The sequence below is a fragment of the Mycobacterium sp. 155 genome, from assembly GCF_000373905.1.
Lineage (GTDB): Bacteria > Actinomycetota > Actinomycetes > Mycobacteriales > Mycobacteriaceae > Mycobacterium.
Map to the genome: position 1 here is coordinate 1,746,238 of NZ_KB892705.1, position 19,357 is coordinate 1,765,594.

At 65.0% G+C, this 19,357-nt stretch carries 20 protein-coding genes; 5 read left to right on the top strand and 15 right to left on the bottom strand.

Annotation, left to right across the window (positions count from 1 at the left end; all coding sequences use genetic code 11):
- Window positions 1–27: 27 nt before the first annotated feature.
- Complete coding sequence (locus B133_RS0108115) at window positions 28–564, bottom strand: LemA family protein (RefSeq protein WP_018600271.1); 537 nt, start codon at window positions 562–564, stop codon at window positions 28–30.
- Window positions 558–2,366: a DUF2207 domain-containing protein gene (locus tag B133_RS0108120; RefSeq protein ID WP_018600274.1), complete on the bottom strand. Its 1,809-nt coding sequence runs from the start codon at window positions 2,364–2,366 to the stop codon at window positions 558–560. Before B133_RS0108120 ends, B133_RS0108115 begins: the two co-directional genes overlap by 7 nt.
- Window positions 2,367–2,763: 397 nt before the next feature.
- On the opposite strand from B133_RS0108120, the gene B133_RS0108125 reads away from it, so the two are divergent.
- Window positions 2,764–2,967 carry a helix-turn-helix domain-containing protein gene (locus tag B133_RS0108125; RefSeq protein ID WP_018600276.1) on the top strand — a complete coding sequence of 68 codons (204 nt, stop codon included), beginning with the start codon at window positions 2,764–2,766 and terminating at the stop codon, window positions 2,965–2,967.
- 7 nt (window positions 2,968–2,974) lie between these two features.
- On the opposite strand, the gene B133_RS24330 is transcribed toward B133_RS0108125, so the two are convergent.
- The 5 genes from B133_RS24330 to B133_RS0108135 all read right to left on the bottom strand — a co-directional run bounded on the left by B133_RS24330 (window position 2,975) and on the right by B133_RS0108135 (window position 7,734).
- On the bottom strand, window positions 2,975–3,697 hold the full coding sequence (locus B133_RS24330) for a hypothetical protein (RefSeq protein ID WP_157625813.1): 723 nt from the start codon (window positions 3,695–3,697) through the stop codon (window positions 2,975–2,977).
- Window positions 3,698–3,882: 185 nt separating this feature from the next.
- Window positions 3,883–4,140 carry a hypothetical protein gene (locus B133_RS24335; RefSeq protein ID WP_157625815.1) on the bottom strand — a complete coding sequence of 86 codons (258 nt, stop codon included), beginning with the start codon at window positions 4,138–4,140 and terminating at the stop codon, window positions 3,883–3,885.
- Window positions 4,137–5,000 (bottom strand): ETEC_3214 domain-containing protein, encoded by an 864-nt coding sequence (locus tag B133_RS24340; RefSeq protein WP_157625817.1) that lies wholly within the window; start codon window positions 4,998–5,000, stop codon window positions 4,137–4,139. Before B133_RS24340 ends, B133_RS24335 begins: the two co-directional genes overlap by 4 nt.
- 8 nt (window positions 5,001–5,008) lie before the next feature.
- Window positions 5,009–5,530 carry a hypothetical protein gene (locus tag B133_RS22525; RefSeq protein WP_157625819.1) on the bottom strand — a complete coding sequence of 174 codons (522 nt, stop codon included), beginning with the start codon at window positions 5,528–5,530 and terminating at the stop codon, window positions 5,009–5,011.
- Window positions 5,531–5,787: 257 nt separating this feature from the next.
- The gene (locus tag B133_RS0108135; RefSeq protein ID WP_232423356.1) at window positions 5,788–7,734 is read right to left on the bottom strand and encodes a primosomal protein N'; all 1,947 of its coding nucleotides are present in this window, start codon (window positions 7,732–7,734) and stop codon (window positions 5,788–5,790) included.
- 168 nt (window positions 7,735–7,902) lie between these two features.
- On the opposite strand from B133_RS0108135, the gene B133_RS0108140 reads away from it, so the two are divergent.
- The gene (locus tag B133_RS0108140) at window positions 7,903–8,853 is read left to right on the top strand and encodes an alpha/beta hydrolase (RefSeq protein ID WP_018600283.1); all 951 of its coding nucleotides are present in this window, start codon (window positions 7,903–7,905) and stop codon (window positions 8,851–8,853) included.
- 77 nt (window positions 8,854–8,930) lie between these two features.
- A complete protein-coding gene (locus B133_RS0108145) occupies window positions 8,931–9,284 on the top strand; it encodes a VOC family protein (protein WP_026256135.1) in 354 nt (117 codons plus the stop codon).
- Window positions 9,285–9,443: 159 nt separating this feature from the next.
- Here the strand turns inward: B133_RS0108145 and B133_RS0108150 are convergent, their stop codons facing one another.
- The 6 genes from B133_RS0108150 to mihF all read right to left on the bottom strand — a co-directional run bounded on the left by B133_RS0108150 (window position 9,444) and on the right by mihF (window position 14,040).
- Window positions 9,444–9,881 (bottom strand): hypothetical protein, encoded by a 438-nt coding sequence (locus tag B133_RS0108150; protein ID WP_018600288.1) that lies wholly within the window; start codon window positions 9,879–9,881, stop codon window positions 9,444–9,446.
- A 219-nt stretch (window positions 9,882–10,100) separates the two neighbouring features.
- Window positions 10,101–11,300: a methionine adenosyltransferase gene (gene metK, locus B133_RS0108155; protein WP_018600290.1), complete on the bottom strand. Its 1,200-nt coding sequence runs from the start codon at window positions 11,298–11,300 to the stop codon at window positions 10,101–10,103.
- Window positions 11,301–11,427: 127 nt separating this feature from the next.
- Window positions 11,428–12,672 (bottom strand): bifunctional phosphopantothenoylcysteine decarboxylase/phosphopantothenate--cysteine ligase CoaBC, encoded by a 1,245-nt coding sequence (coaBC, locus tag B133_RS0108160; RefSeq protein ID WP_018600291.1) that lies wholly within the window; start codon window positions 12,670–12,672, stop codon window positions 11,428–11,430.
- Between the two features lie 18 nt (window positions 12,673–12,690).
- On the bottom strand, window positions 12,691–13,014 hold the full coding sequence (rpoZ, locus tag B133_RS0108165; protein ID WP_018600293.1) for a DNA-directed RNA polymerase subunit omega: 324 nt from the start codon (window positions 13,012–13,014) through the stop codon (window positions 12,691–12,693).
- Between the two features lie 89 nt (window positions 13,015–13,103).
- Window positions 13,104–13,682 carry a guanylate kinase gene (gene gmk, locus B133_RS0108170; protein WP_018600294.1) on the bottom strand — a complete coding sequence of 193 codons (579 nt, stop codon included), beginning with the start codon at window positions 13,680–13,682 and terminating at the stop codon, window positions 13,104–13,106.
- A 40-nt stretch (window positions 13,683–13,722) separates the two neighbouring features.
- The gene (mihF, locus tag B133_RS0108175) at window positions 13,723–14,040 is read right to left on the bottom strand and encodes an integration host factor, actinobacterial type (RefSeq protein WP_026256136.1); all 318 of its coding nucleotides are present in this window, start codon (window positions 14,038–14,040) and stop codon (window positions 13,723–13,725) included.
- A gap of 251 nt (window positions 14,041–14,291) precedes the next feature.
- On the opposite strand from mihF, the gene B133_RS24345 reads away from it, so the two are divergent.
- Together B133_RS24345 and B133_RS0108185 are read left to right on the top strand one after the other, a co-directional pair.
- Entirely contained in the window at window positions 14,292–14,444 is a 153-nt protein-coding gene (locus tag B133_RS24345) for a hypothetical protein (RefSeq protein WP_018600296.1), read from the top strand.
- 99 nt (window positions 14,445–14,543) lie between these two features.
- Entirely contained in the window at window positions 14,544–15,032 is a 489-nt protein-coding gene (locus tag B133_RS0108185; RefSeq protein ID WP_018600298.1) for a hypothetical protein, read from the top strand.
- 97 nt (window positions 15,033–15,129) lie between these two features.
- Here B133_RS0108185 and pyrF read toward each other — a convergent pair whose 3' ends face one another.
- Window positions 15,130–15,942, bottom strand: coding sequence for an orotidine-5'-phosphate decarboxylase (gene pyrF, locus B133_RS0108190; protein WP_018600299.1), 813 nt, complete (start codon window positions 15,940–15,942; stop codon window positions 15,130–15,132).
- Between the two features lie 2 nt (window positions 15,943–15,944).
- Complete coding sequence (gene carB / locus B133_RS0108195; protein ID WP_018600300.1) at window positions 15,945–19,286, bottom strand: carbamoyl-phosphate synthase large subunit; 3,342 nt, start codon at window positions 19,284–19,286, stop codon at window positions 15,945–15,947.
- Between the last annotated feature and the right edge of the window lie 71 nt (window positions 19,287–19,357).

The following is a 19,357-nucleotide window of genomic DNA, read 5'->3' on the forward strand; positions in this document are numbered from 1 at the left end:
TGCGCCAGTGTAGTGGCGGCCCGAAGGCTACTTCGGCGTCTGGTAGTACTCGCGTTCGGAGACCCCGGCGAGCGGCGCCACGTACATCCAGGGGATGGTGCCGACCAAGCGGTTCAATGTGGCCACCGCGTCGTTGTAGTACTGGCGGGCAAAGGCCAGCTTGTTCTCTGTATCGGTCAGGTTCTTCTGCAGGTCCAGAAAGTTGTTCGACGAGTTGAGCTGCGGGTAGGACGTGCCCAGCGCCAACACGCCTGCCAGGGCGCTGTCCAGATTCTGCTCGGCCGCGCTGCGCTGGGCGACCGACTTGCCTCCGGTCGCCGAGGTCAGGGCGGCCCGCGCAGCGCTCACCCGGTCAAGGATCGCCTGCTCATGCACGGCGAAGCTCTGCACGGTGTGCACCAGGGCCGGGATAAGCGCGGCACGACGGGTCAGTTCGACGTCGATCCCGCTGAGCGCCTCGGACACGGCGATATCCGCTGTACGAATCTTGTTGTAGCCCACCACAAAACCGAACAACACGAGCACAGCGAGCACCAGCACCGCGACCAGCACCACCGTCACCATGAACCTCCGCCTCCGCCTCCACCACCGCCGCCTCCACCACCGCTGGACCCTCCGCCGCTCGAGGACGACGACGACGATGACTGCGATGCGGTGTAGGCACCGATCGATGACGACAGCGCCGAATCGAAACTGTCGAAGCCTGATCCGCCGGATCCGTCGGCGACACCCCAACTGCTATTCGACGACGCGTGGTACCAATCCGGTTGCGGGGCAACCGTACCCGTGACGTCCTGATACTTCTTGGCCCACAGTGCCGCGGTCCCAGCAGCCACCGCGAAAGGGATGTAGGCGGTGTAGAGATCCTTGCGCGCAGCGAAATCGAACCGGGTCTCGGCCGAATCCGTGGACAACAGCCGATGGAATCCGCCCACCCGCGACCAGAGTTCACGTCCCGCGGGGGTGCGCCGGGTGCCCACCCCGGCGCGCCACGAGCGTGCCGTGAGGACGAAGAACACTGCGAACGGCAGACCCCACATGGTCGCGGTGGCGCCGAACCACACCAGGAATCCGCACAGCGCCGCGACCAATGCCACGGCGTTGGCGACGCGTAGCCACAGTTCCGCGCGCTGCCTGACCAAAAGCCCACTGTCGAAGGCCCACCTACGTACGGCGGTGGCCAGGTCGGTCTTGGCCTTGTTGAGTTTCTCGCCGGAGCTCACCGACTTTTTGGCACGGAACTCGGCGCCGGTGTAGTTGACCTTGAGCGCGGACGCCACTGCGGACCCGACGGGGTCGACGTTGGCCCACGCCGCGTGGTTGACCAGGCCGCGGATCATCCATTGGTCGGCGTTGACCTGCCGCAACTCAACCAGGCCGCGCTCGGCGAGATAGAACAGCGTCGCCGTCAGCGCGCTCTTGGGAACCGCTTCGGTGCGAATGTATTCGGCCTGTACGGGCCCGATCCCTTCCGGTGGTGCGTACTGCAGCGGGAAGCCGGGCGGCGGCTCATCGGTGCGGCGCGTCCAGAAGAACCCGGCCAGGCCGAGCGCCACCGTCAGTGCTGCCACCCAGATCACCCCGGATACGGACCGGCCCAGCACCCGGTCCCAGGTGTACGGCCACGGCAGGGTGACCTGCGGCGGAGTGGGCACGTCGACACCGGCGCGCAGCGTGACCGGGGTGTGCGGATCGAGGTCGGCAGCGGTGAGCCGAACGGTGTCACCCGAGGTGGTCAGCGCCTCGCAGGCACGGCCGACGCCGTAGCCGACGCTGCACTGCGCGCCGGTGGCCGCGGCCGGCAGCGTGAGCCTGACCGTGACGCGGTCGATCCGGTTGTTCCAGGCGGGGGCGACGACATTCCAGTAGAACGCGGACGCGGAATTCGGCTCACCGACGGATCCTGCGAATCGTCGGTCGGCGCCGATGCGCCCAGGGTCCAGCACACCGTCGATGGTGTAGCGGATCTCGAACACGTGGCTGCCGTAGTCCAGGGTGCGGTCCGGATCGCCGATCTTGGCCACCGCGAACCGACCGCCGTCCTCGTCGAGCAGCCGATACTCCGCCGGTGCCCCATCGAGCCGGATCGAGGTGACGGTCGGTGGCTGACGCAGCCGGGGGTTGTTCGGGTTGGCCACATCCCAATACCGGAAGAGTCCGTGGCGTCCGCTCGGGAAATTCGCCGTGATGGTCTCGACGGCGGTGAGCTGCCCGTCGGCGCCGATTGAAAGATCCGCCGCGTAGTCGGTGATGACCACCGGGTCGTCAGTTGCGGCCGCGCCACCGCCGCTGGGCCAGAACGTCGGCCACAGCAGTCCAAACACGATGAGCGCCAACGTGAGCGACCAGGCCAGAACCCGACGCATTACGCCTCCCGTCCGGCGCACCGATGTGCTGGCGCGATGTCCCGCCTACCCTATGTGCATCGGGTCGATTTGGATACGCACCCTACCATTTAGCACTTTGACCTGCATTAATAGACGGTTTCGGCTTGGTGGGCGGACCTTCTACCCTTCCGCTACCCATCCGTGTTCGCTTTGCTCCTGCCCGATCGGTTAGCCACCCGGCCCCCGGCGAGTCCCTGCGCACATCACGCATTTTCACGCATTCTGCTATTCTCGAATTGTTCGGCCTAGCCCGCCGGAATTGCGCCACGGTAAGCGCCGAATTCAGCACGCAGGTATTCAAATTACCTGAGAACGCTACCCCCTAGAGCGTTGGCTATCCAATCGATCACGCCAACATTCGAAGGGTTTAAAGATTATGCGGAAGAATCAACCTGCACAACAGGTTTCAAAGCGCCAGCTCATTTCCACCAAACAAGCCGCCGAACAGCTCAACGTCTCCCCCAACACGGTCAGAGCATTGATTGCCAACGGTCGGTTCGCCGGCTACAAAGGAGGCCGCTTGGTCAAGGTGGACGCAAACGAGGTTGAACGCTACATCGACCGAATCGCGACCAAATAGGCGCGCATTACCGAAGGTCTGAGCCACTCCGATTACCTTTGGGGCATCTACGAAGCTTTTCATGATAAGCATTCGCTAACGCTTCACGAACCTTCTTCTCGAATTCCTTGCGACCCTCCTCTGTCGCAATATAAGCAAGGAATCTATGGCTTGTCGGGTCAGCTTCAATAGCCTCCGCTGTGCGTGGTCTCGATTCACTCTGGGGCCAGTTCGCTAGCTCAACTTGGTGCACAAGCCTTGGAAGTTCAAGGATGAATAGATGTGCTGCATCACGAAGGACGTTGTAGCGGCGCCCACGTTCAGCGGTAAATACGTTCCCAATTTCCAACAACAATTCGGTTCGTTCCGTATTATTCGTATAGATGTAGGAATTCAACGTCTCCACGGCGTCCGAAATATTATCGGCTGCGAGGGATAGCGTCGGAGTATATGTACGTATGTGGATAGCGTCCAGTAGATCTTGCAACGGATTGCCGGTGCCCGCCATCCACTTTTGTAGACCCGAATCGGATTCATCGCCGATCCACTTAAGCCCTTGTTCTAGCCGCTGAAGCCTCACGTATTGATCAAGTACGCGCCACGCACTTTGCAGTTGGGCCCATTCTTTCTCAGTATCATGGCCAATTGGCTCCATTACATCGTTTATCGCAACCCTCAGTTTCCCTGCCGCAACTCTCATATACTCAACTTTATCGCCAAGCTGTAGGCCGTATTCGTCATCAAATTCCACAGACTCGCCGCGAACATGCTTCAAGTACTGTTCAACAGAACCGGATACTTCATCGTAAGCGTTTTTACATCACGGGCTTGCATTTGCACCAGTCTGAATCGCTCATTAGACGCAAACTTCAAGGAAAGATCGCGGAATGTATACCAAGCATTTTGGGATAATCTATTAACTCGATCAAGCGTCGCTTACTCTTCACGCTGAGCGGTCATGGTCGCTAATGCGACCAAAGCAAATGGAACACCAATAAGAAACCCAGTCAACCCCGCCCAGATGTTTGTTACGAAACCTAGATTCTGCGACCAATCATCTGGCGCGAAATCAGTGAATGCGCCAAATGCTACTGATATGAATCCCGCAACAACCATTCCTACTAGCAGGCGTTGCACCCAAAGGCCGTAGCTAAGGAATGACTTACTGATCGGCCACTCCTTGACATTGCTCATTTTCGAAATCCGATCGAGGCTAAAGCGCGCAAGGCCCACCCCTTCAGTTTGAACCATTTCAAGCCCAGCCGATATCGACGGGTACCCTTCAAAGGCGGGCGCACCGCTGACGCCAACTTCACTTCCGATTCATCAATTGCGAGGAAAGCGCCAGTCTCTGTATGAATAAGTTCAGGAGACGCGACCGTCAAGGTATTCACAGTGATGCCAGATGCATCAATTGGTTCACCTTCACCCGAATGATCGTGCGCGAATACACCGCTTCCCCTATCGGCATATGAGAAATCTTCGTAAAACTGGCCCGCACCCGCTTGATTATGGGACAGCCAGTAGAACTGCATCGCGCCAGCTTCCCGAAGGTTGTAATGCTGCACATACCCATGTCGCAATCGTATTGCGACCCACAAATGCTCTCCCCCATAACCAATACCGCGCTTAGGGAACTTATCTTTTCCAAGCCTGATTTTCAGCATATTGAATGTCAGCCGCTTTGTGTTGTAATGCATCCGTGGATTGGTGACAGTAATCGAGTACGAAAACACGGCACGGTCACGAATCTCAATAATCACCCAGGCTCCCGCAAGGCGGTAGGTTCTCGTCTCGTTGCCGCCACGTTGACCGACGAATTGCGCCACACCGAACAGTGATTCGACGTACTCGACTGAGCTTCCGCAAGCCAGTTGATCCAAGAGCTTCGCTTGTGCCCTGCGACGGCCCAACCACACAGCCAGCGGGTTCAACACAAATTTGATCGCCGCCCACGCAATACCTGCAAGGACCGTCACGCCGACGGTTGCGCTAACAACGCTGTCCCAGTGCGACCAATCCAAGGCCTTCAACCACTCCACCAACCACGACACGCAACGAATCATCGCAGCGCGTAGCGCCAACATAGTGAACCGCCCCGAGTTTGATGCACGTGATTATTGGTGTGCAGCCTCTGATTGGGCTGTGCGTTGCGTGTGGGGTACTCAGTGCCCAAACTTGCAAACCAATCCCGCACAGCCTCAGTTGACATGTCTTTGACGGCTACGTGTTCGAATGCCGGAACGATCAGCTTGTCCCACTTGTCCTGATACAGATCGCGGCTTGTGTCTTTGAGCTTGCGCTGTGCGATCACCTTGGAACCGTATTCGATGAACCCCAGGGCCTTAGCTTTCTTTTCGTTCTCGCGTTCCTCGACAGTGCGCCACCGTTCGCCGGTTCCCTCGCAGCGATCAATGTAGATCTTCTCATTCAAAAGCCAAGCCTCAGCGCTCATCTTGTCGGTAAAGATGCGCGGTGCGTAGTGCCTGCGACCATCCGGCCCGTTGAAACTTGCCTGAAAGCTAGGCCGTTTCGTCGGTTGCTTTTTGATCGAGCCCCACGCTCTGTGACCTTTTTTCGCCATGTTGACCTTCTCCAATCCAGTTGTGACCCTTGTGAACTGAATTGAGCAAACGAATCGTGAGGGATTCAACGCTGGCGCAGAGCTTTTCATACTGAGGGCGAAAATTGCCCCCGACCTGTATGTTTGCTGAAACCTACCCCTTAGCTACCCATCCAGCCTGCGCGAAACCGCTTTTCTCGCGCAACCTGAGTGCACTCCTTGGCAGGCGAAACTGATTGTGCCCCAACGGATATGCAGGTCAGAGTTTGTTTGCTGGATCAGCCGATGTGCAACGAGTCGATTTGGACGCGGGATGGTTCCTGCTCGCGTCGCGCGCTGAGCACGGCCGTCGCGCGGCGCAGCGCGGCCGACAGCGCCAGCCCATCGTCGCGTGGCACGCGGACCAGCATGCGGGTCACGTCGGCATCCGGGTCGACTCCAGGCGGTCGCCGCGCACCCGGGGGCAACTCGACCGGCCCGAGCAGTTCGGCCGAATCGGGCAGTTGTGCGGAGTCCAACAGCGCGGTCACCGCCGGCCCGGTGCCGTCGACCGCGGCCATGTGCACCGCGGGCGGCAGCCCCACCTCACTGCGGGCATCGAGTTCGGCATCGGCCTGGCCGACGGGGTCCCAGCGGATCAGGGCCTGCACGGTGGGTATCGTCGCCTCGGCCACCACCGCGACCGCGCCACCGTCGCTGCGTGGGCGCACAAGGGCAGCAGCCGCCATCCACCGCCGCAGGGTGTCTTCGGCGGCACGCAGGTCCTGCCGGCCCAGCAGCGCCCAGCCGTCGAGCAACAGCGCGGCGCCGTAGCCCCCTTCGGCGACCGGTTCGGCGCCCGGCGTCGAGACCACCAGCGCCGGCCCGCCACCGACAGCGGCCACCACGTCGTCACCACTGGAGGTGATCACGCTGACGCCCGGGAACGCCCGTCCGAGTTCCTCGGCGGTGCGGCGGGCACCGACGACGACGGCGCGTACCGCGTCCGAACCGCAGCGCGCACACCGCAGTGCCGGTTCAGGTCGCCCGCACCACCGGCATTCGGCGGCCGCACTGTCGCGATCGGGCAGGGCCATCGGGCCTGTGCAGTGCCGGCACCGGGCGATCGTGCGGCAGCGCGCACAAGCCAGCGCCGGAACATAGCCGCGGCGGGGCACTTGAACCAGTACGGGGCGCTCCGCCTGCAATGCCGAACGAGCGGCCTGCAGCGCCATCGACGGCAGCCGTGCGGTCCGTGCGGCTGGATCGCGTTCCTGGGCGTACCCGCTGTCTTCGATGGCCACGATCCGAGCCGCGGCCGACCGCACCACCGGCCGGGCGGCCACCAGGTCGTGAGCCCACCGGGTACGCACCAGGGCCTGAGCTTCCGCGGTGCGGGCGTAGCCGCCGATCATCGCTGCACAACGCAATTGGTGCGCGCGCAGCATCGCCACCTCGCGAGCGTGCGGGTAGGGTGCGCGCGGCTCGGCGAGGTTGTCATCGCCGTCGTCCCACACCAGTACCAGGCCGAGATCGCGGACCGGGGCGAACACCGCACTACGGGTGCCGATCACCAGCCGGGCGTCCCCGCGCAGCACCGATAGCCAGCGTCGGTACCGCTGCGCCGGGCCCAGCCCGGCCGACAACGCCGCCACGCGCGACGCCGGAACATGTTCGACCGCCGCCGCGTACAGCGCGTCGACGTCGCGCTGGTCGGGCATGACCGCCAGCACGCCCTGTCCGGCGCCGACCGCCACCGCCGCGGCTTCGGCCAGCCGCCGCGGCCAGTGTTCCCCGGGCAGCGCCTGCCACACGGCGCGGGCGGCCCGCCGGTCCTGCAATGCCATCAGGAACTGCTCGCCGCGCCCGTAACGCGCCCAGCCACCGGTGTCGACGGCAGCCTCCGGCAGCGGATCTGGTTCGGCCGGTATCTGTTTTTCCACGGTGGCGTGGCGTGGCGGGACTGCCAGGCGCAGGACATCCGCACGCGTACCCGCGTAACGCGCCGCTACGGCGTCGACGAGCCGCCGGATCTCGGCGGTGAGCACTGTTTCCGGCGAGACCACGCGGTCCAGCCAGCCCAACTTGCCGGTGTGATCGGTGTCCGAGCGCCGCTCCAGCACGAACGCGTCGACCAGCCGGCCGTTGAACCGCACCCGCACCCGCACCCCGGGCTGCGCATCGTCGGACTGCTCGGCCGCGACCAGATAGTCGAACTCACGGTCCAGGTGTGGCACTGACAGCATCGGCAGCACCCGCGCGATGGGCTCGTGCTCGGCGGCCTGCCGCGTCGTCGTCACGACGCCGATGTACCAGAACGCCCTGACATCCCGGCGAACAACCCGTAGCAGGCTCCGACCACCGCGGCGGCGGTCCACAGCCATGCTGCGCACCGGTGTGCGTACGGTGACGGAGTGTCTGTTGCTGACGAGAAACCGGCGGTCGATGCCATCCTGCAGAAGGTACTGCAGCTGGTGCCGTTCAAACTCTCCACCGCCAACGGCGTCGACGAGGCCCGACGGCAGTTCAGCGCACTGCCACGCCGCAATGTCCACCCCGAGGTCACGACCGAGGACCGCACGATCGAGGGCCCGGCAGGCCCGATCCCGGTGCGGGTGTACCGGCCGCCGACGGCCGACGGGGTGACGCTGCCGGTGGTGGTGTTCATCCACGGCGGCGGCTGGTCAGTGGGCGATCTGGACACCTACGACGGCACGGCCCGCGAGCACGCGGTAGGCGCGGACGCAGTGGTGGTGTCGGTGGCTTACCGGCTGGCGCCCGAACATCCCTACCCGGCCGCCGTCGACGACGCCTGGGCCGCGACCCGGTGGGTGGCCGAGCACGCCGCCGAACTGGATGCCGACCCAGACCGGCTGGCCGTCGCCGGGGATTCGGCAGGCGGCAACCTCAGTGCGGTCGTGGCGCAGCTGGCGCGGGATGCGGGCGGCCCGGCGATCCGGTTCCAGCTGCTCTGGTACCCGGCCACCACCGGCGATACTTCGCTGCCGTCGTTCACGGAGAACGCCGAGGCGCCGGTCCTCGACCTCGCCGCGGTCAAGGGATTCACCAAGTGGTACGTCAGCAAGGACGTCGACTTGGCTCAGCCCCCGGCCACCCTGCTGCCGGCGCGAGCCGAGAACCTGGCCGATCTACCGCCGGCCTACATCGCCACCGCGGGTTACGACCCGTTGCGCGACGACGGTGCCCGCTACGCCGAGCTGCTCCGGGCGGCCGGCGTGCCCGTCGAGTTGCACAACGCCGAGACGCTGGTACACGGCTACCTCGGATACGTGGGGGTGGTGCCCGCCGCGACCGAGGCCTCCGACCGGGCGATGGCAGCGCTGCGAGCGGCGCTGCACGACTGACTACGCACGGGATTCGGCAAGTCGACCGGCCGCGATGCCGGGCCCGTTTACTCTGGGGGCGAGCTGAGGAGGCACTGTTGAGCGATCACGAAGTGAAGATGATCATCCTGTCGACGGACGACCTAGATGAATCGATCCGGTTCTACAGCGAAACCCTGGGTATGGCATTGAAGTTCCGCGATGGCGCCCACTTCGCAGCCCTGGACGGCGGGCCGGTCACCGTGGCTCTCGCGACCGCGGTGGATCACCCGATACCCGGGAAGGTCGTGGTCGGTATCAAGACCGCCGATGTCGACGCCGCGGCGAAAGCTGTTGAGGACAGCGGCGGCGGCATCGTGACAGGCCCTTACGACGACGCTCACGAACGCCGCGCCGTGGTCTACGACAACAAGGGCAACGGTCTGGTGTTCTACAGCCCGCTCTCGCGCTAAGAAGCGCGGGCGGCGATTGTCCAGCCGCTCACTGCTTTTCGATGCACGCCCATCTCAAGTTCGATGCGTCGCTGCGGCTGTGTCAGTACCCCTGAGGCGTACTGACACAGCCGCAGCTTCGATCTCGTCGACTATCGATTCACCAGGCAGTCATCGGCGTCAGTGACCGCCGGACCGCTGGTTCGACTGGGTCTGCCCGCCGTACTGGTTGTGCCCACCGCCATACTGGTCCTGCTCATTGGGACGCTGTTCCTGCCCGGCCGGACGCTGCGGCACGGTCTGCGTGGACGTCTCGGTCTCGGTTTGTGTGGCGGTCGCAGTAGCTGTGTCGGTCTGCGTGACGGTATCGGTAGCCGGCGCCTGCCCCTCACCGCCCGCGTGATGGCGACCGTCCCCGCCGCTGCCGCCTGACGAGCCACTGCTGTCATCGGCGGTGGTCGCCGTCGTGGTCGGTGTCGTCGTGGTGGTCGAGGTCTTCTCCGGGCTTGAGCCGTGTGAGCCGCACGCCACCGCGAACGTACCCGCCAGCGCAGCCATGCCGAGAGCGAGCGCTGCCCGCCGACGCCAGGTCGTCGCCGGCTGAGATTCGATCGTCATTCGCATAGGGTCCTTCCGATTGGGTAAGTAGCAACCGGAACATCCTGGTTAATTGCGATGGGAAAGCACTGGGCTGCATCTGTGTTGACGCTGTGTGGCCCAGCACACAGCAAAGAATCTGGGCGCGAAAGAGACCGCGTCACCCAATGGCGCGAGCAGACACGCAGGCCCCCGAACACCGGCGTGTCGGAGGCCTGCGTGTCTGCTCGGCAGAAGAAACTAGACCGACGCCTTCAGGTCGTCGACCTTGTCGAGCTGCTCCCAGGGCAGCTCGATGTCGGTGCGACCGAAGTGTCCGTAGGCTGCTGTCTGCGCATAGATCGGGCGAAGCAGATCCAGGTCGCGGATGATCGCGCCGGGCCGGAGGTCGAACACACTGCTGATGGCCTTCTCGATGCGCGCGGGATCCACGGTCTCGGTGCCGAAGGTCTCGACGAACAGCCCGACCGGAGCGGCCTTGCCGATCGCGTAGGCCACCTGGACCTCGACGCGCTCCGCCAGGCCCGCGGCGACGACATTCTTGGCCACCCATCGCATCGCGTACGCGGCCGAGCGGTCCACCTTCGACGGATCCTTGCCGGAGAACGCGCCGCCACCGTGACGGGCCCAGCCGCCATAGGTGTCGACGATGATCTTGCGGCCGGTCAGACCGGCGTCGCCCATCGGGCCGCCGAGGACGAACTTGCCGGTCGGGTTGACCAGCAGCCGGTAGTCGGAGGTGTCGAGCGACTCGTGCCCGAGGTCGTTGAGAACGGTGTTGACGACCTTCTCGCGGATGTCGGGGGTCAGCGTGGAGTCCAAGTCGATGCCGTCGGCATGTTGGGTCGACAGCACCACGGTGTCGAGCCGGACCGGTGTCGTGCCGTCGTACTGGATGGTGACCTGGGTCTTGCCGTCGGGACGCAGGTAGTCGAGCACACCGTTCTTGCGGACCTCGGTCAGCCGGCGGGCCAGTCGGTGGGCCAGCGCGATGGGCAGCGGCATGAGCTCAGGGGTGTCCTTGATGGCGTAACCGAACATCAGGCCCTGATCGCCCGCGCCCTGGGCGTCCAGCGGATCCTGCTCGCCCTCGACGCGGGTCTCGTAGGCGGTGTCGACGCCCTGGGCGATGTCCGGGGACTGCGAACCGATGGCGACGTTGACGCCGCACGAGGCGCCGTCGAAACCCTTGGTGGACGAGTCGTAGCCGATCTCCAGAATGCGGTCGCGCACAATCTTGGGGATGTCGGCGTAGGCCGTGGTGGTGACCTCGCCGGCGACATGCACCTGACCGGTGGTGACCATTGTCTCCACCGCGACCCGCGACTTCGGATCCTGCTCCAGCAGCGCGTCGAGCACAGAGTCGCTGATCGCGTCACAGATCTTGTCGGGATGCCCTTCGGTTACCGACTCACTGGTAAACAGGCGACCTTCGCTCACGGTCTGCTTCCTTTCCGTTCAAAACACAAAACTTAGTTAGGCAAATTATATCTCTGCCCAGTTTGCAACCCAAGCGTCTGGGACGCTGTCGCGCAAGACTTACCCGCACCGAGAATCCGACGTCCCCTCAGGCGGCGCGGTTGCGCAGGAAAGCCGCAATCGAGTCCACGATACGGGTCGCCATCAGCGTTTTCGATCCGTGTTCCAGGGCGGCTTCGGTACCATCTGAGCCCAGCAACCATCCATCGTTGTGGTCCACTTCGAACGCCCGGTTCTCTCCCACCGCGTTGACAACGAGCAGGTCACAGCCCTTGCGTTGCAGTTTGGCCCTGGCATGGAACAGCACGTCACCATTGGCGTCACCGGTCTCGGCGGCGAACCCGACGATCGCGCGCATGTTTGGCAATTGCCCGTCAGCCCGGGCCCGGACCGCACCCGCGAGCACATCGTCGTTGCGGACCAGATCGATCGAGCTCGGCTCCGTTTTGCCCTTCTTGATCTTGCTGGTAGCCACATGGGCGGGCCGGAAATCGGCCACCGCGGCCGCCATCACCAGGACGTTCACGCCCGAGGCGTACTTGGACACCGCGTCGCGCAGCTGAGTCGCTGAACCGATGTGCACCACGTCTACGCCGGCCGGGTCGATCAGCCCCGCGGTATTGCCGGCGATGAGCGTCACCTCGGCACCGCGCTGGGCCATCACCCGCGCCATGGCGTAGCCCTGCTTCCCCGAACTGCGGTTACCGATGAAGCGCACCGGGTCGAGAGGTTCTCGGGTACCGCCTGCGGTCACCAGGGCCTTGACGCCGGACAGGTCATAGGGCAGGGCGTCGCCGCGATCGAGCAGCAACTGGGCCAGGGTGGTGATCTCCTCGGCCTCGGGCAGGCGGCCCGCGCCGCTGTCCGATCCGGTCAGCCGACCCGACGCCGGCTCCAGCACCACAGCGCCTCGCCGGCGCAGCGTCGCGACATTGTCGACGGTCGCCGGATGAAACCACATCTCGGTGTGCATGGCAGGCGCGAACAGCACCGGACATCGCGCGGTCAGCAGGGTGGCGGTCAACAAATCGTCGGCCCGGCCCGCGACGGCGCGGGCCAACAGATCTGCGGTGGCCGGCGCGACGACGACCAGATCGGCCTCCTGACCGATCCGCACGTGTGGGACCTCGTGCACGTCTTCGAACACACCGGTGTGCACCGGATTACCCGACAACGCCTCGAAAGTGGCAGCGCCGACGAACCGCAGCGCCGACTCAGTCGGAGCCACTCGCACGGAGTGGCCGGCCTCAGTCAGCTGTCGGACCACCGTGCATGCCTTGTACGCGGCGATACCGCCGGCGACCCCGACAACGATTCGCTTGCGCGCACTCACGAGCCGGCCCGTGCCTGGTTATTCGCCCTCGGTGTGCTCGAGCAGATCCTCGTGGATCTCCCGCATCGCGATGGACAGCGGCTTCTCCTGCAGGCCTGGCTCGACCAGCGGGCCGACATATTCGAGAATGCCGTCGCCGAGTTGGTTGTAGTAATCGTTGATCTGACGTGCGCGCTTGGCGGCGTAGATCACCAGGGCGTACTTGCTCGACGCGCGGTCCAGCAACTCGTCGATGGGCGGGTTTGTGATGCCCAGCGGCGTGTCATAAGCGCTGACGGCGGATGAATCGGTGCCCAAGCCGCCCACAGCGGTCAGCTGCGCATCGGCATGCGGGGTGCTCACGAAAAGGTCTCCTGGCGGTTATACGTGAATGCTTCTGGATTAGTGGCGGGTAACTCCCGGGCCCGGTCGATTCGGGCATGAGGCCCAGGTCAGTTCTGGCCCACCAGCAAGGATACCAATTCGGCGCATGCCGAATCCAACCGGCGGTTCACCACGACCTGGTCAAAGTCACCCTGAGCGGCCATTTCGGCCCGAGCTGTCTGCAGGCGCCTGGCCATCACCTCGGGGGTCTCGGTGCCCCGCCCGGACAATCGGCTCACCAGTTCGTCCCAGCTGGGCGGCGCGAGGAAGACCGTGATGACCTCGGGCATGGCCTGTTTGACGGCCTTGGCACCGGCCAGATCGACCTCGATCAGCACCGGATGCCCCGCCCGGGTGGCGTCCCGCACCGGTTGCCCGGGGGTACCCGATCGATGCAGGCCACCGTGGATCTCGGCCCATTCCAGCAGAGCTCCGGTCTCGATCAACTCCTGGAATCGCTCGGGGCTGACGAAGAAGTAGTCGACTCCGTCCACCTCACCGGGCCGCGGGGCCCTCGTCGTGACGGAGACGGAGAAATACAGGTCGGGAAGCCGTTCCCGTAGGCAACGGACCACGGTGGACTTCCCGACGGCAGAGGGACCGGACAACACCACGACACGGGCTGTGCCAGCGGACTCATCGCCCACGTGATGTCCGGTCCCTCGGCCGGCGCTCAATCTGTGCGCCTCAGGACTGATCGAACTTCTCCAGCAGGGCCTTGCGCTGCCGGTCGCCGAGGCCGCGCAACCGGCGGGTCGGAGCGATCTCCAGTTCGGTCATGATCTCCTGTGCCTTGACCTTGCCAACCTTGGGCAGGGCCTCCAGCAGCGCGGAAACCTTCATCTTGCCCAAGACCTCGTCGGTCTCAGCGTCGGTGAGCACCTGCTTGAGGTTGGTGCCGCCGCGCTTGAGCCGTTCCTTCAGTTCGGCTCGCGCTCGACGTGCGGCAGCAGCCTTCTCCAACGCTGCCGCGCGCTGTTCGTCGGTCAACTGGGGAAGGGCCACGGTTCCTCCGTCTCCTGGCGATTTCTCTTCGGCCATCACTTGTGTTGTTCGGCTGGAATGCGAACCAGCCAGCGACGACGACCGTACCCACGCGGGCTGACGAAAGCTAACCCCACCCCCTGGTTACAGAACTAAAAGCCCAGCGTGTAGTGCGCCGTGGTGATACGCCGAAATCGGGTCCAATGCAGCCGAGTGCGCTCTCGGTTACGTCGGCGGATGCGAATATCTTTGCGCATCAAAGGTTTTCGCGCGTGCTGCAGCCGATCTGGTACAAGCATGCCGCCGTCACGACAAGCGGCGATCACCGGACGCAGCGCGAAACCGAGAAAATTTTCGCTGGTCACGGCGTGTCGGGCGTGTCGGGGAAGCCGCGTGACAACCACGACAACCCACCGCCCATGTGATGCCTAACGCCCGCCTAGCCCCGACAAAGCTAATACACAGCATAGCTAAATAACGTCGGCGATGTCGGGTACAACACTCCATTCGGAGGGAAGCTGGACATGGATATCAAGCGTCTGACCTGCGCATCGGCCGTGACTGTCGCGGTCAGCGCGGCGGCCCTGACCTTGGGTACAGGGGTCGCCGCCGCCCAACCGGGTCCGCCGCCGTGCAATTTCGGAAACTGCCAGGGCCCCGGCGGGCCTGACCACGGGCCCGGCGGTCCTGATCGGGGACCAGGCGGACCCGACCGCGGCCCTGGTGGGCCCGATCGTGGCCCTGGCGGACCCGGGAACTGGCAGGGTGGGCCCGGGGGTCCGGGCGGGCCTGATCGTGGCCCGGGAGGCTGGCAGGGCGGTGACGACCACGGCGGCGATCACCGGTGGGATCCGCCACCACCTCCACCGCCGAATCTCGGCTGGCGTGGGATCGACCAGGGCCGCTGGGACCACCAACCGTTCAACTACAACGGCAGCTGGGTGACCCCGGTGTTCGACCAGGGGTACAACGCCTGGGGCTTCTGGCTGTTCGGCATCTGGATCCCGCTGTGATCGGGTGACAGGACCATCGCCGGTTGGCGGCGGGTCGTCGAATACGGCGGCCCGCCGTCCGCACGGCGGGTTCTGTTGCGACGCACGAGGTACCGCGTCAGGTCAGATAAGCGACCGCGTCGCGCATCCGCTCGGCGGCCGCCCGCAACTCTTCGACCGCGGGGCCCGCGCGCAGCACCTCACGTGACACCGCGGGCAACAACTGTTGTGCGCCCCCGAGGCCGCCGAGCGACTCCGCACGGCCGCCCTGCGCCCCGACCCCCGGTACCAGCACGGGACCGCGCAAGCTGCTCAGGTCTGGCGGCTCGGTCACGGTGGCACCCACGACGACACCCAACGAACCACCGGCGATCCGGTTCGCCTCGGACACCGCGTCGACGATCGATTGCGCCACAGTGCGGTCGGTGTGATCCCCGACCAGCGCACGCTGCACGCCCGCACCCTCCGGGTTGGACGTGGCGGCGAGAACGAACACACCGCGACCGTTTGCCACCGCAGTGTCCAGCAACGGCTGCAGCGAACCGAACCCCAGATATGGCGAGGCGGTCACCGCATCGGCGGCCAACGGCGAGTCACCCGCCCAGGCCGCCGCGTATGCAGCCATCGTGGAGCCGATGTCGCCGCGTTTGGCATCGGCCAGCACGAGCACCCCGGCTTCGCGCAGCGCCGCCATGGTGTCCTCCAAGACAGCGAAACCTGCCGCACCGTAAGCCTCGAAGAAGGCCACCTGCGGTTTGACGATCGCGAAGTCGGTGAACGCCGTCATGCAGATGTCGCAGAACCTCCGCAGCCCCTCGACGTCGGCATCCAGACCCCAAGCCCGCAACAACTCGGGATGCGGATCGATGCCGGGGCACAGCGGGCCCCGTCGCGCAACCGCCGCGGTCAGCCGTTCGCCGAATCCGGCCATGGCTAGCCCGTTTCCAGGGCGCTGTGCAGCTCCTGCAGGCTCATCACGCCGATATCACCGCGGATGCCTGCCTCGATGCCCTGCACGGCCGCTGAGGCGCCCTGCACCGTGGTAACGCACGGAATGTTCATCGACACCGCGGCCGAACGGATCTCATAACCGTCGACACGCGGCCCGGAGTTGCCGTACGGCGTGTTGATCACCATGTTGACCTCGCCGGCCTTGATCACGTCGACCGCCGAAGGCAGCGGGTGGTCTCCGCGCGGCTCCTCGAAGTGCTTGCGGACCTCGTCACACGGAATACCGTTGCGGCGCAGCGTCTCTGCCGTACCTTCGGTGGCCAGTACGCGGAATCCAAGATCGGCGAGGCGTTTCACCGGGAACACCAGCGAGCGCTTGTCCCGGTTGGCCACCGATACGAACACGGTGCCCTGCGCTGGGAGCGACCCGTACGCCGCCGTCTGGCTTTTGGCGAACGCAGTGCCGAAGTCATGGTCGATCCCCATGACCTCGCCGGTCGACTTCATCTCCGGTCCGAGCAGCGAATCGATCTGTGCGCCATCGGCTCTGCGGAACCGGTGGAACGGCAGCACGGCCTCCTTGACCGCCACCGGGGCGTTGCGCGCGATGGTCGCACCGTCACCGGTACGCGCCAGGATGCCTTCCTCACGCAGCTCGGCGATGGTGGCGCCCAGCATCACCCGTGCGCAGGCCTTGGCCAATGGCACCGCGGTGGCCTTGGACACGAACGGCACCGTGCGGCTCGCCCGCGGATTGGCCTCCAGTACGTAGAGCACATCGTCCTTGAGTGCGTACTGGACGTTGAGCAGCCCGACCACGCCGATGCCGTGCGCGATGGCCTCGGTGGCGCGACGCACGGCTTCGATGTCGCTGCGGCCCAGCGTCACCGGCGGCAGCGCACAGGCCGAGTCGCCGGAGTGGATACCGGCCTCCTCGATGTGCTCCATGACACCGCCCAGGTACACCTCGGTGCCGTCGCACAGCGCGTCGACGTCGATCTCGATGGCGTCTTCCAGGAACCGGTCCACCAGCACCGGATGTTCCGGCGACAGTTGCGTGGCACGGGTGATGTAGCCCTGCAGGGTCTCTTCGTCGTAGACGATCTCCATGCCGCGCCCGCCGAGCACGTAGGACGGCCGTACCAGCACCGGATAACCGATGTCGGCGGCGATTCGGCGGGCCTGCTCGAAGCTGGTGGCGGTGCCGAACCGGGGTGCGGGCAGCCCGGCGGTGGTCAGCACCTCACCGAAGGCGCCACGGTCCTCGGCCAGGTCGATGGCCTTGGGGCTGGTGCCCACGATCGGGACACCGGCCTTCTCCAACCGTTCGGCCAGCCCGAGCGGGGTCTGCCCGCCAAGCTGCACGATGACCCCCACGACACCCGGTCCGCCTGCGCCGGAAGCTTGTTCGGCGTAGTAGACCTCCAGCACGTCCTCGAACGTCAGCGGTTCGAAGTACAACCGGTCAGCGGTGTCGTAGTCGGTGGACACCGTCTCGGGGTTGCAGTTGACCATCACGGTCTCGAACCCGGCCGCGCTGAGCGTGGTGGCGGCATGCACACAGCTGTAATCGAATTCGATGCCCTGCCCGATCCGGTTGGGGCCGGAACCCAGGATCAGCACCTTGGGCTTCTCGGTCTGCGGCGCGACCTCGGTCTCGGCGGCCGGGTCGAGTTCGTAGCTGCTGTAGTGGTACGGCGTCTTGGCGTCGAACTCGGCCGCGCACGTGTCGACGGTCTTGTACACCGGGTGGACGCCCAGGCGTTCCCGCAGCGTGCGGACACCGCTTTCGCCGGCCAGTTCCGGTCGCAGCGCCGCGATCTGACGGTCTGAAAGCCCACTGTGCTTGGCCCGCCGCAGCAGCGCCTCGTCCAGCACCGGGGCATCGACGAGTTCAGCGCGCAGCGCAACCAGTGAGGCGATCTGATCGACGAACCACGGGTCGACGCCTGAGGCCTCCGCGACGTCTTCGACACTGGCGCCCAGCCGCAGGGCATGCTCGATGTCGTAGAGCCGGCCGTCGGTCGGCGTGCGCAGGTTGGTGAGCAGCTCCTCGACCGTGAGATCCGAGTCGGGCGAGGTCCAGAACCCGGCGCGGCTGGTCTCCAGCGAGCGCATCACTTTGCCGAGCGCTTCGATGAAGTTGCGGCCCAACGACATCGCCTCGCCCACCGACTTCATGGTGGTGGTCAGCGTGGGATCGGCACCCGGAAACTTCTCGAACGCGAACCGCGGAGCCTTGACGACGACGTAGTCCAGGGTGGGCTCGAAACAGGCCGGGGTTTCCTTGGTGATGTCGTTGAGGATCTCGTCGAGCGTGTACCCGATGGCCAGCTTGGCGGCGATCTTAGCGATCGGGAAGCCGGTGGCCTTGGACGCCAAGGCACTGGACCGCGATACGCGCGGGTTCATCTCGATGACGATCAGCCGGCCGTCACGGGGGTCGACCGCGAACTGGATGTTGCAGCCACCGGTGTCGACGCCGACCTCGCGCAGGATCGCGATGCCGAGATCACGCATGACCTGGTATTCGCGGTCGGTGAGCGTCATCGCCGGGGCCACGGTCACCGAGTCACCGGTGTGCACGCCCATCGGGTCGAAGTTCTCGATCGAGCACACCACCACGACGTTGTCGTGGCCGTCACGCATCAGCTCGAGCTCGTATTCCTTCCACCCGTAGATGGACTCCTCGATCAACACATTCGCGCTGGGCGAGGCGGCCAGGCCGTCCCCGGCCATCCGCTCGACGTCCTCGACGGTCCCGGCCATGCCCGAACCGAGCCCGCCCATGGTGAACGACGGCCGCACCACGACCGGCAGCCCGAGTTCGGCGACAGTCTCGCGGACCTCGTCCATGGTGAAACACACCCGGCTACGGGCAGATTCGCCACCGACCTTGGCAACGATGTCCTTGAACCGCTGCCGGTCCTCACCACGCTGGATGGCCTCGAAGTCGGCGCCGATCAGCTCGACGCCATATTTCTCGAGCACCCCGTTCTCGTGCAGGGCGACCGCGGTGTTGAGCGCGGTCTGACCGCCGAGGGTGGCCAGCAGCGCGTCGATCTTGTTGCCGCGCTCGGCCTGCTGGGCGATCACCTTCTCGACGAACGACGGGGTGATCGGCTCGACATAGGTGTGGTCGGCGTACTCGGGATCGGTCATGATCGTCGCCGGGTTGGAGTTGACCAGGCTGACCTGCAGACCCTCGGATCGCAGCACCCGGCACGCCTGAGTGCCCGAATAGTCGAACTCGCAGGCCTGTCCGATGACGATCGGCCCTGAGCCGATTACCAGGACATGGTTGAGATCAGAGCGACGTGGCATTATTCGGCCTCCGGCCTATCTCGGCGCGAACGTGCGCATTTGCAGGTGGAAATGCGGCGTGTGGTGCAACA